General features: G+C 75.7%; 9 protein-coding genes. 5 read left to right on the forward strand and 4 right to left on the reverse strand.

Annotation, left to right across the window (positions count from 1 at the left end; translation table 11 throughout):
* The first annotated feature begins 148 nt into the window (after positions 1 to 148).
* The 3 genes from BXA05_RS16770 to BXA05_RS16780 all read left to right on the forward strand — a co-directional run bounded on the left by BXA05_RS16770 (position 149) and on the right by BXA05_RS16780 (position 3,290).
* The gene (locus BXA05_RS16770) at positions 149 to 2,059 is read left to right on the forward strand and encodes an alkyl/aryl-sulfatase (protein ID WP_076406225.1); all 1,911 of its coding nucleotides are present in this window, start codon (positions 149 to 151) and stop codon (positions 2,057 to 2,059) included.
* 104 nt (positions 2,060 to 2,163) lie between these two features.
* Entirely contained in the window at positions 2,164 to 2,346 is a 183-nt protein-coding gene (locus tag BXA05_RS16775) for an antitoxin (protein ID WP_076406227.1), read from the forward strand.
* 314 nt (positions 2,347 to 2,660) lie between these two features.
* Positions 2,661 to 3,290 (forward strand): PAS and ANTAR domain-containing protein, encoded by a 630-nt coding sequence (locus tag BXA05_RS16780; RefSeq protein WP_076406229.1) that lies wholly within the window; start codon positions 2,661 to 2,663, stop codon positions 3,288 to 3,290.
* An 87-nt stretch (positions 3,291 to 3,377) separates the two neighbouring features.
* Here the strand turns inward: BXA05_RS16780 and BXA05_RS16785 are convergent, their stop codons facing one another.
* Positions 3,378 to 4,445: a hypothetical protein gene (locus BXA05_RS16785; RefSeq protein ID WP_076406231.1), complete on the reverse strand. Its 1,068-nt coding sequence runs from the start codon at positions 4,443 to 4,445 to the stop codon at positions 3,378 to 3,380.
* A gap of 771 nt (positions 4,446 to 5,216) precedes the next feature.
* Between BXA05_RS16785 and BXA05_RS16790 the strand changes: the two genes are divergently transcribed.
* Entirely contained in the window at positions 5,217 to 9,254 is a 4,038-nt protein-coding gene (locus BXA05_RS16790; RefSeq protein ID WP_244550497.1) for a PDDEXK-like endonuclease domain-containing protein, read from the forward strand.
* Between the two features lie 24 nt (positions 9,255 to 9,278).
* Positions 9,279 to 9,611, forward strand: a complete 333-nt coding sequence (locus BXA05_RS19825; RefSeq protein ID WP_143311188.1) for a hypothetical protein — start codon at positions 9,279 to 9,281, stop codon at positions 9,609 to 9,611.
* A gap of 29 nt (positions 9,612 to 9,640) precedes the next feature.
* On the opposite strand, the gene mscL is transcribed toward BXA05_RS19825, so the two are convergent.
* From mscL to BXA05_RS16810, 3 genes are all read right to left on the reverse strand, one after another.
* A complete protein-coding gene (mscL, locus tag BXA05_RS16800) occupies positions 9,641 to 10,129 on the reverse strand; it encodes a large conductance mechanosensitive channel protein MscL (RefSeq protein ID WP_076406236.1) in 489 nt (162 codons plus the stop codon).
* A gap of 128 nt (positions 10,130 to 10,257) precedes the next feature.
* Positions 10,258 to 10,983: an SAF domain-containing protein gene (locus BXA05_RS16805; RefSeq protein WP_076406238.1), complete on the reverse strand. Its 726-nt coding sequence runs from the start codon at positions 10,981 to 10,983 to the stop codon at positions 10,258 to 10,260.
* 184 nt (positions 10,984 to 11,167) lie between these two features.
* Positions 11,168 to 11,482: an FmdB family zinc ribbon protein gene (locus BXA05_RS16810; protein WP_076406239.1), complete on the reverse strand. Its 315-nt coding sequence runs from the start codon at positions 11,480 to 11,482 to the stop codon at positions 11,168 to 11,170.
* Between the last annotated feature and the right edge of the window lie 12 nt (positions 11,483 to 11,494).

Below are 11,494 nucleotides of genomic sequence, written 5' to 3' on the forward strand. Positions count from 1 at the left end.
CCGTTCAGGGTAGGACGGACGGGTGTCCGCCGTCGGCCCGGGACTTCCGGTTGCGGTTCTCCCGTCCCGCGGGCAGCGTCGCCGTGGCGGCGCGACGCCCAGACCACCGCTCCCGCGACCGCGTCAGCTGCCTGCCGAGGGAGCCACCGTGCCGTACACGCCGAAGGACGCCACCCCCACCACCGCCACCGCCAACCGCGACGCGCGCGCCCTGTACGCGCTCGACGACGTCGAGGACTTCGAGACCGCCCGGCGTGGGCACCTCGCGGACGTCCCCGGCGGGAAGATCCTCCTCGACGACGGCCGTGTCAGCTACGACACCACCGCCGTGGCGTTCCTCGACGACGCCGCGTCCGAGAACCCGGACACGGTGAACCCGAGCCTGTGGCGCCAGGCGAAGGTCATCCACCGCGCGGGCCTGTACCGGGTGGTCGACCGCATCTACCAGTTCCGCAACGCGGACATCGCGAACCTGACGATCGTCGTCGGCGACGAGGGCCTGATCGTGGTCGACTGCGCGTCGTCGGTCGAGTTCGCCCGGACGGGGATGGCGGTGTTCCGCGAGCACGTGGTCGACCTGCCGGTCGTCGCCGTGATCTACACGCACACCCACATCGACCACTACGGCGGCGTCAAGGGCGTGGTGGACGAGGCGGACGTCGCCTCGGGGAAGGTGCCGATCATCGCTCCGGGCACGATCGCGTCGTTCGACAAGTACGCGATCGGCGAGAACGTCGTCGCGGGCAACGCGATGAGCCGCCGCGCGTCGTACGCGTTCGGGAGCCTGCTGGACCGCGACCCGCGGCAGTTCGTCAGCTCGGGCATCGGGTCGGGCACGGCGGACGGACCCACGGTCTCCTACATCTCGCCCACGGACCCGATCACCGAGACGGGCCAGTCGCGGCACATCGCGGGCCTGACGTTCGAGTTCCTCTACGCCCCGGACACCGAGGCGCCGGAGGAGATGCACATCTGGATCCCGGAGCTCAAGGCGCTCACGTGCGCGGAGAACGCGAACCACTCGCTGCACAACATCCAGACGCTGCGCGGGGCGCGCACGCGCGACGCCCGGAACTTCGCGCGCTACCTCGACGAGACGCTCGTGCGGTGGGGCGACGAGGTCGAGGTGCACTACGGCCCGCACACGTGGCCGGTGTGGGGCAACGCGGAGGTCGTCGCGTTCCTCGAGTCGCAGCGCGACACGTACAAGTACATCCACGACCAGGCGCTGCGCCTGGCGAACAAGGGGTACACGCCGCTCGAGGCGGCAGAGGTCGTCGAGCTGCCCGAGGTCCTGCGCCGCAAGTGGTACAACCGCGGCTACCACGGGACGCTCCACCACGACGTCCGCGCCGTCTTCACCAAGGAGCTCGGCATGTGGGACGGCGACCCCGTGTCGCTGCACCCGCACCCGCCCGTCGACACCGCGACGCGCTACGTCGCCGCGTTCGGGCGCGACGCGATCCTCGCCGAGGGGCGTCGCGCCGTCGAGGCCGGCGACTACCGGTGGGCCGCGCACGTGCTGCACCACCTCGTCTTCGCGGACCCGGACGACGTGGAGGCCAAGAACCTCCAGGCCGACGCCTACGAGCAGATGGGCTACCAGGCCGAGGGCCCGCAGTGGCGGGGGGTGTTCCTCACCGCGGCCCGTGAGCTCCGCGAGGGCATCCTCGCCGCGCGGTTCGCGACGGCGAGCCCGGACACGGTCGCGGGCATGCCGATCGACATCCTCCTCGACTACGCCGCCGTGCACGTGGTCGGGGAGAAGGCGGCCGAGGTCGACGTCCGGTTCGACGTGGAGTTCACCGACCGGGACGAGACGTGGAACGTGCGCGTGCGCGACGGCGTCCTCAACGCCCGCCCCGGCGCGTCCGACGGCGCACCCCTCACGGTCCGCGCGCCGAAGCCGCTCGTCGCGGCCGTGCTGCTGCAGCCCGCGGCGGCGGCGAAGCTCGCGGACGCCGGGCAGGTGACGCTCGACGGCGACACCTCCGTGCTCGACGCCTACGCGTCGGTCCTCGACGAGTTCGACCCGAACTTTCCGATCGTCACGCCGTAACGCACGGCCGGTCCGGGGCCGGGCCTGCCAGGGTGCGACCGGGAGCGTCCGGTGGACACGATGGCGGTCTCGGCCCGACCGGGCCGACGGACGGAGGTGACATCGTGGGGATCGACGACCTGAAGGGCAAGGCGTCCGACGCGCTCGACAGCGACAAGGGCGAGAAGGCGTCCGACGCCGCGCTGGACAAGGGTGGCGACGCGGCGTCGAAGGCGACCGGCGGCAAGCACGACGACCAGATCGACAAGGGCGCCGAGCGGGCTGACGAGCACCTGGGCCAGCAGTAGACGCGGGACTTCCGCAGCAGCACCGGGTCCGGGCCGCGAGGTCGGGGCCCGGTCGCGTGCGCCCGGGCCCCGGCGCCGGACCCCGAGTCGCGTGACGGCCTCCGCCCTGCCCGGCTCGAGCGCCGCTCGGCCAGAGGTGCACCGGCTGCGGGCTTCTTCACGGACCGGTGCCCCCTGCGGCACCTCGGCCGCAAGGACACCCTAAGAACCGTCTCCCCGTGCTCGCCACCTGTCGCCTTCTCCGGTTCGGGAGTACGGTCGAAGGGTTGAGTCTGGACCTGGCTCCTCATCCTCTGGAGAAGACGGAGCACGACATGTCCGTGGACGACCATGCCATTGACCATTCGTTGACCCGCGGGGCGGGTCAGAAGATCGGCCAGTATCGCCTCGACCTGGGTACCGGCACCTGGTGGTGGTCGTCTGAGACGTACCGGGTCCACGGGTTCGAGCCGGGCGACGTGGTGCCGACCACCGAGCTCGTCCTGGCGCACAAGCACCCCGACGACCGTGAGCACGTGCGGGCGGTCCTCGACCGCGCCGCGACCACGGGTGAGCCGTTCTCGAGCGTGCACCGCATCATGGACGCCCACGGCGTCGAGCGGTACGTCGTCCTCGTGGGGCAGGGGCGCCGCGACCGCGAGTCCGGCGAGGTCGTCGAGCTGCTCGGCTACTTCGTCGACATCACGGCGACGGTGGCGGGGCGCGCGCAGGAGCGTGCCCGCCGTGACATCACCGCGGCCGCCGAGGGCCGCGGCCCGATCGAGCAGGCGAAGGGCATCCTCATCGCCACGCACGGCGTGAGCGCGGACCAGGCGTTCGCCCGCCTCAAGCAGGTCTCGAACGACAAGAACGTCCGCCTGCGCGAGCTCGCCTCCGTCGTCGTCGACGAGGCGGGGCGCGCCGGCGGGGACTGCGCCGAGCGCGTCGACGCGATCCTGCGGTAAGCGCCGCAGACGAGAAGAGCCCCGCGCTCCCGGACGGGAGCGCGGGGCTCTCTCGCGCGGGGACGCGCTCGGGTCGCCCGTGTCCGGCTAGGCCGACGCGGGCGTCGGGGCGGGCGCGCTGCCCGGCGTCGACGGCGTCGGAGCGGTCCCGGTGCTCCCGCCGCCCGTGCCCGTCTCCGCCTCGGACTCGGTACCGCCCCCGGTGCCCCCGGCGCCTCCGGCCCCCTCGCCCGGGCCCGGCGAGGGCGTCGGGGCGGGTTGTTCCGGCGTCGTCGGGTCGGGGGTGGGGTCCACGGTCGGCTCCGGGGTGGGCGCGGGCGTCGTGGACGGCTCGTCGGACGGCGTGGTCGACGGCGACGGGCTCGGGCCCGGCGTCGGGACGGTCGCGGGGTCCTGCGAGGGTGTGCTGGGCGCCGGCGTCGTCGGGTCCTCGGTGCTCGGGGTCCGCTGGTGGCTGATCGTCGTGCCCGACCCCTCGACGCCGCGGACGGCGTCCGCGAGGGGCTTGCCGAGGACGAGCTCGACGACGAGGACCACGCCCATCACGGCGACGAACAGCGCGAGCGCCGTCACGGTGAGCACGCGGCCGCGCCCGTACCGGTCGATCAGCCGCAGCCAGCGGTTCTGGCCACCCTCGGAGTCGTCCGCCCCGGCCGTCCCGGCCGCCTCGCCGTCGGCCCCTGCCGAGCCGACGGCGGTGGCCACCGCCGTCTCGACGGTGTCCGCCCGCGCGTCGGGCTCGACGGCCCCGCGGGGCACCGACGCGACCGCCGTGGTGGTGCGGGTACGCGTGGTGCCCGTGCCCGCGGTGGCCTGCACGACCTTGCCGACGACGGGCACGAGCTGCTCGCGCGTCTTCTGGATCGAGCGTGTGTAGACGTAGTTCGCGACGACGGTCAGCGCGCTGGCGATGCCGGCGCCGATGATCGTCCCGGCGGTCCCGAAGTAGGACAGGAGCACGGTGGTGCTCACCGCGGCGAGCGCGCTCGCGACGACCTGGGTGAGCGAGAGGCGGGCCGGGGCCTCACGCTCCTTCTCGGGAGCCGGCTCCGCGGTGGTGCGTCCCGCGGGGTGTCCGGCGTCGGGGCCGGGCTCGTCGCGCGGGACGCGCGGGGCGTCGCGGTCGAGGCGGGGGTTCTCGGAGGGCGTGGTCACGTGGTGCTGGTTTCCGGTCGTCGGCGGGCTGGTCCGCCCGCCGCCACCGGCCGTGACGGCCGCGCGCCAGGGACCGGCGTCGGGCCACGGGCGTCCTTCCACGGTAGGACGTCCGTGTGGACCTCGCTCACGGGGGCCGTGCCCGGCCCTCAGAGGAACCGGGAAGATCCTGTGACGCCGCCGGTCAGGGCGCCGGACGCCGCACCCGCCGCGTCGCAGGGCGCTCCTGCGCGCCGGACGGCGGGGGAGGGCCGTATCCTGCCGAGGGTCGTCGTGACCGTGCGGTGGCCGCCCGGCAGGGCGTGATGTGATACGCACCACACGCCGAGACGGCGGCCCGGTGGCCCGGGATCCGCGGAATGCCGCGCCTCCTCGTGGACGCCCGTCCAGGTCGTTCTCAGGCGTTTGTGCGGCTCGCCGGGTGGTCGTGCGTCCAGCGCCCGGGCCGTGTTGACGCCTGGGCTGCGCGCCGTGCAAGATAGTTCTCGACAGCGCGCATCGCCTGCCCCCTGCGCGGTGCGCGCTGTTTCACACTTCTCCGGGAGAACATCTCGGAATTGCTCGAAAACGACGGCCTCGGAACGCGAATTCTCGTGATCCGGGGCCGTTCGTCGTTCTCGCTGCAACCCGCGCCCGGGTGCGGTCGTCGCCCGGCGCCGTGCGGCGCAGCGGGTCGCGTCCTCCCCGGCGCGCCGCGTCGAGCGGCACGGGGCGGACGGTTAGCGTCAGAGGGTGAATGCCGCAGCCCGCACCAGCTCAGCCGCCCGGAGCGTGGCCGATCCTGCTCGGCTGCCCTCCACCCCTCCCGGCGGGACCGACCAGCCCGACGCCGAGGCCGGCGACGTGACGTCGTCGCGCCCCGTGCTCGTGCCCGAGCCGACGACGTCCGACCTCGTCGAGGAGGCGGTCGCCCGCTGGCGCGCCGGGCTCGTCGAGCTCGCCGGAGGCTCGTCGCTCGCCGACGTCTCCCTCCTCGGCGACGCCGTCGTCGACCTCACCGCCGCGCACCCGTCCGGCATCGCCCAGCTCTTCGCGGGGCGGCCGACCCGGTTGTCCAACCTCTTCCGGGAGGGGGGCTCCCTGCCCGCCGCCCGCCGGCGGGCGCGCGCCGTCGTCGTCCGGGCCGCCGAGCACGCGCAGCGCTACGGCGTCGCCCCGACGTACCTCGCGATCGGCGTGGCGACCTGGACCCAAAGCCCGACGGCGCCCCTCGCCGAGGACGACGTCGCGGCGCTCGCCCGCGTCGCCGGCCGCGCGCCCACGGTGGTGCCGGCCGACGGCGACGCGAGCGGCCCGGCGGACGTCGAGCCCACGGTGACGGCCCCCGACGCCGCGGACGCGCCGCTCGTGCGCCCCGGCGACCCCTCCGACGGCGTGCCAGGCCCCGAGGAGGAGCCCGCGCCCCGGACGGTGCGCGCTCCCGTCCTGCTGCGCCCGCTCACCGTCACGCCCCGGGGCGACGGCGAGACGGACTACGAGCTCACGCTCGAGCCCACCGCCGAGATCAACCCGCTCCTCGCGCGCACCCTCCGGGCGCACGGCGCCCTGCTCGACCCCGTGACGCTGGCACGGTCCACGTTCACCGGCGCGGGCTTCGACCCGGGCGACGCGACCCGGCGGATCGCGGCCCTCGGGCAGGCGGTCCTCGACGACTTCGACCTCACCCACCGGGTGCTCGTCGGGACGTTCGTGCACCCGGGCCAGGTGCTGGTCGACGACCTCGACGAGCTCGCGCCCGCGCTCGAGCGGCACGAGGTCGTCGCGGCGCTCGCCGGGGACGAGCGGTCCGCCGCCGCGCTGCGGGCCGACCTTCCCGCACCGCGCGTCGGCGACGCCGACCCCGTGCTCGAGCGCGGCGCGGGCGACCTCGACCCGTCCCAGCGGCACGTCGTCGACGTCCTCGCGACCGGCTCGCACCTGTTCGTCGACGCCCCCACCGGGTCCGACGTCGCGGGCACGCTCGCCGCCGTCGTCGCCGAGGCCGCGGCGTCGGGACGCCACGTCCTCTACGTGCCCGGCCACCGCCGCGCCGCCGACGCGCTCCTGGCCCGTCTCGACGCGCTGGGCCTCGACGGGCTCGCGCTCGACGTGGCCCCCGAGCCGACGTGGCGCGAGACCGCCTCCCACCGGTTGCTCGCCGCGATGGCGACCGAGCCGGAGCCGGTCGAGGACGACGACCTCGTGCGCACACGCGACGCCCTGCTCGGCGCGCGCGCCCGGCTCGCGGGGTACATCGAGGCGCTGCACCTCGTGCGCGACCCGTGGGGCGTGTCGGCGTACGACGCGCTCCAGGCTCTCGCGCGGCTCACCGCCGAGCGCCCGGCGCCGGACACGCGGGTGCGGCTCACGACCGAGGTCGTGCTCGCCGTCGGGCCGCAGCGCGAGCGGGTCGCCGCAGAGCTGCGCGAGGCCGCGATGCTCGGCGCCTTCACGGCGCGCGCGACGTCGACCCCCTGGTACGGCGCGGCGCTCACCACGCCGCAGGAGGCGCACGACGCCCTCGTGCGCGTGGAGCGGCTGCGTGCCCACACGCTCCCGCAGCTGCGCGCGCAGGTCGAGCAGGTCGCGGAGCGCACCGGGCTCACGACCGCGACGACGCTCCGCCAGTGGGGCGACCAGCTCACCATGCTCGGCGGGATGCGGGGCACGCTCGACGTGTTCCAGCCGCTCATCTTCGAGCGCACCGCGCAGGACATGGTGGAGGCGACCGCGACGAAGCAGTGGCGCGAGCAGCACGGGATCGAGATGGGCTGGTTCGCGCGTCGCCGGCTGCGCCGTCAGGCGCGCGACATGGTGCGGCCGGGTGTCCGCGTGCCCGACCTGCACGCCGCGCTCGTCGAGGTCCAGGCGCAGCGCGCCGTCTGGCAGGAGCAGTGCCCCCGTGGCGGCTGGCCCGTGCTGCCGGAGGGGCTGTCGGCCATCGAGGACACGCACGAGGCCGTCCGCATCGACGCCGAGGAGCTCGAGCCGGTGCTCGCGGGCACGCCCGCGGGCGGCGGGCTGCTCGACACGCCGCTCGACGCGCTCGCCGCCCGCCTCGACGCGCTCGCCGAGGACGCCGCCGCGCTCGACGCGCTCCCGGCGCGGACCGCGATCCAGCACCGGCTCACCGATCTCGGCCTCGGCGAGCTCCTCACCGACCTCGCGGCACGCCGCGTCGAGCCCGACGAGGTGGGCCCCGAGCTGGAGCTCGCCTGGTGGAGCTCGGTGTTCGAGCAGATCCTCGCGCAGGACCAGGCGCTCGCCGGGCAGGACGGCGCGGGCCTCGACGCGCTCGCGCGCCGGTTCCGCGAGCTCGACCGCGCGCACGTCGCGTCCCTCGCGGCGCCCGTCCGGGCGGCGGTCCGCGACCACCTCGGGACCGCGATGCGTGAGCACCGCGACGAGGCGGAGGCCCTCTTCACCGAGCTGCTCGAGGGGCGGCTCGTGAGCCTGCGCGAGACGGCGGAGCAGCACCCCGCCGTGCTGCGCCGGCTGCGCCCCGTGCTCGTCGCCACCCCGACGCTCGTCCCGCACCTCGTGCCGGCGACCCGCACCGTCGACCTCGTGGTGCTCGACGCCATCGAGCACACGCCCGTCGAGCTCGTGCTGTCGGCGCTCGCGCGCGGGCGTCAGGTCGTCGCCGTCGGCGACCCGCGGGCGGCGTCCACGGACACCGTGCGCGAGCTCGCCGAGCTCCTGCCGACGGTCGCGCTGCTCGCCGACGGCTCGCGACGCGACCCGTTCGTCACCACGTTCCTCGCCGAGCACGGCTACGCGGGCGTCCTGCGCCCGTCGCCGCTGCCGCGCGCGGAGGTCCTCGTCCAGCTCGACGTCGTCGACGGCGCCGGGATGCCCGACACGGCGTCCGGCGCGGTCGAGAGCACGCAGGCCGAGGTCGACCGCGTCGTCGAGGTCGCGATCGAGCACGCGCTCACCCGGCCGGACGAGTCCCTCGCGATCGTCACCGTCACGCCCCTGCACGCCGACCGCATCCGCGACGCGCTCCTCGTCGAGGTCCGGCAGAACCCGGCGCTCGCCGGGTTCTTCTCCGGCGCCCGCGCGGAACCGGTCGTCGTCGCGGACGTCTCCGGCGTCGCCGGGCTCGTGCGCGACACGATCGTGCTGTCCGTCGGCTTCGGGAAGACGCCGCACGGCCGCGTGCTGCACCGGTTCGGCATCCTCAACACCCCGGGCGCCGAGGCCATGCTGCTCGACGCCGTCGGGGCGACGCGCCGGCGTCTCCACGTCGTCTCGTGCTTCACGGCGGGCGACCTCGACCCCGAGCGCCTGCGCGGCGCGGGCGCCCGGCTGCTCGCCGAGGTGCTCGACCTGGCCGAGCAGCGCAGCGGCGCCGCCGACCAGGTCACGCTGGGCAACGGCGTCGACCTCGGCGGCAGCCCCGACCGGCTCGTCCTGGACCTCGCCGAGCGGCTCTGGCGCGCGGGGCTCGTCGTCGAGACCGACTACGGCATCGGCGACGGCGACCGCATCCCGCTCGTCGTCGGCCACCCGGACCTGCCCGGCGAGCTCCTCGTCGCCGTGCTCACCGACGACGCGGCCTACGTCGCCGAGCGCAGCGTCCGCGTGCGCGACCGGCAGGTCGCCGAGCGGCTCGAGCGCATCGGCTGGACGGTCGCGCAGGTCTGGTCCGCCGCCGCGTTCCTCGACCCCGCCAAGGAGGCCGAGCGCATCCGGCGGGTCGTGCAGGCCGTGCGCGACGCGCGGCTCCCGGAGACGGGCGGCGTCGCGCAGACGGGCGGCGGCGACCGGATCGTCGTCGTGCCGGTGATCGACGACGACGAGCAGCACGGCGACGAGGACCTGTAGCCCGCCGGTGGGACCATGGGACGCGTGAGCACGACCGCCGACCCGAGCCCCGACCCGCGGCACCTGCCCGACGACGCGCGCGACCGTCCCGAGCCTGAGCCTGAGCCTGAGCCTGAGCCTGAGCCTGAGCCCGAGCCCGAGCCCGAGCCCGAGCCTGAGCCCGAGCCCGAGCCCGGGCGCCGTCGGCGTCCGCGGCGGGCCGTGCGGCGGGGGACCGAGAGCACGGTGGTGCCCGGCACGAGCGCCGACGAGCGGGCCGAGGGCTGGGGCGACGAGTCAGCCCCCCGCCGCGGCGCTCCGGGCGAGAACGACGACCGCCTGCTGGGCGACGTGCCGCCCCACTACGGGCGCCACTGACGGCTCGCCCGGCGACCGGCTGAGCGGCGTCAGAGGTGCTGCGGGGGCGTCGTCCCGCCGGGCGGCGTCCCGCCGGGCGCCGCGGCGGGGCCGCTCCCGGCCTGGGCGGCGAGGAGGTCGCGGATCTCCTGGAGCACGCGCACGTCCTCGGCCGGTGCCTCGGGCTCGGGCTCCTCGTCCTTCTTGCGTCGCTCCGCCAGCTTGTTCATCGGCAGGACGATGACGAAGTAGAGGGCGACGGCGATGATGAGGAACTGGAGGATCGCGTTGAGGACCCCGCCGACGGAGATGACGGAGGGCGGGATGTCCTTCGCCGCGTCTCCCGCGCGCAGCGTGATGTCCCACAGGCCGGTGAGGTCGGGCTTGCCGAAGATCGCCCCGATGAGGGGGTTGATGAAGTCCTCGACGATCGCCGTGACGACCCCGGAGAACGCGGCCCCGATGACGACACCGACCGCCAGGTCGATCGCGTTGCCACGGAGCACGAACTCCTTGAACCCTTGGAACACGCCCTTCATGTGCTGCTTCCCTCTCCTGTCGACGGGCACGCGTGGCGGCGGCGCCACGACATGCACGCGCGATCCTGCCAACGGGCGCGGCGAGCGGCAACGGCTTCGCCCGGCGGGTCGGCGGTCTCACGGAGTCGTCAGGGGACCAGGACAGCTGTGACGGGGGCGTGCCCGGTCCGCGCCGCCAGCCGGACGGCCTCCTCGGGGCGTACCGCGACGAGCGTCACGACGTCGGAGCCCGACCCACCGGTGCCGAGCAGGCCGCCGCCGTCGTCGGGCTCGGGCGCCGGCACGACGACCGCGGCGCGGGCCAGGTACGGGTCGACCGGGGGAGCGGCCTCCGTCTGTTCGGAGTCCGTGGGCCCCGGGGCGACGGCGGGGTCGCCCGCGGCCAGCAGGTCGACGCGGTCGCCCGGCCCGAGGAGCGCGGCGACGCCCGGGTCGAGCCGGACGGGCGCGACCACGGTCCCGGCGGGCGCACCGGCGGCGAGCTCTCCTCCGGCGACGAGGCCGTCCTGGAGGAGGGTGCCCTCCGGAAGGGCGACGGTCGCGCGGCGCCCGACGACGTCGTCGGGCCGAGTCGGCGCCCCGGCGGGCAGGAGGGAGGCCGGGACGTGGTCCACCCGCACGTCGGGTGCCGCGAGCGTGGTGCCGGGCGGCACGGCGCGGGCCGTCACGACGGCGGGAGCCGTCGGCGGGGGCGGGGGCCGCAGCGCACCGACGACGACCGACGCCGCGAGCCCGCAGCACAGCGCCGCGACCACGAACCGGGACCGCCACCACAGGCCGTGCAGCAGCCGCCGCCGGACGGCGGCGCGGCCGGGGTGGGCTGACGGGCCGGGCGGGCGGGAGGAGCGAGGCATGGCGCGACCGTAGCCGCGCGCGGCGAGCCGGTGGCCGCGGTGCGCGGCGGTCTGTGGACGACGCGGCGCGCGGTCCGCCCACCGTGAGCCGACCGGCCCGCTGTGGTCGGCCGCGCACCGGTGCGGCGCCGACGCCGGAGCCCGGGCGCGTCAGGGGCGAGCGACCCGGCGGCGCCGCGTCAGGTCAGGACGACGCGGCAGAGCTGCTCGACGCGCCGCCCGAGCCCGTGCCGCCCGACGACGAGGGCGACCCCGACGACGACGACGAGGACGACGACGCGCTGGACGCCGAGGCGGCGGGCGCCGTCGACGTCTTCCCGCCGGACCGCGAGTCCGTGCGGTAGAAGCCGGAGCCCTTGAACGTCACGCCCACGGAGGAGAACACCTTGCGCAGGCGGCCCGAGCACTCGGGGCACACCGTGAGGGCGTCGTCGCTGAACGACTGGTGGATGTCGAAGGCGTGACCGCAGGCGGTGCAGCTGTAGGCGTAGGTGGGCACGGGTTCTCCTCG

Source organism: Cellulosimicrobium funkei (assembly GCF_900155925.1).
Taxonomy (GTDB): Bacteria; Actinomycetota; Actinomycetes; order Actinomycetales; family Cellulomonadaceae; genus Cellulosimicrobium; species Cellulosimicrobium funkei.

Bases quoted from the DNA above. Each gene is read 5' to 3' on its own strand.
- BXA05_RS16780 (WP_076406229.1), top strand. From the start codon at position 2,661: ATGTCCGTGGACGACCATGCCATTGACCATTCGTTGACCCGCGGGGCG.
- mscL (WP_076406236.1), bottom strand. From the start codon at position 10,129: ATGAAGGGCGTGTTCCAAGGGTTCAAGGAGTTCGTGCTCCGTGGCAAC.
- BXA05_RS16805 (WP_076406238.1), bottom strand. From the start codon at position 10,983: ATGCCTCGCTCCTCCCGCCCGCCCGGCCCGTCAGCCCACCCCGGCCGC.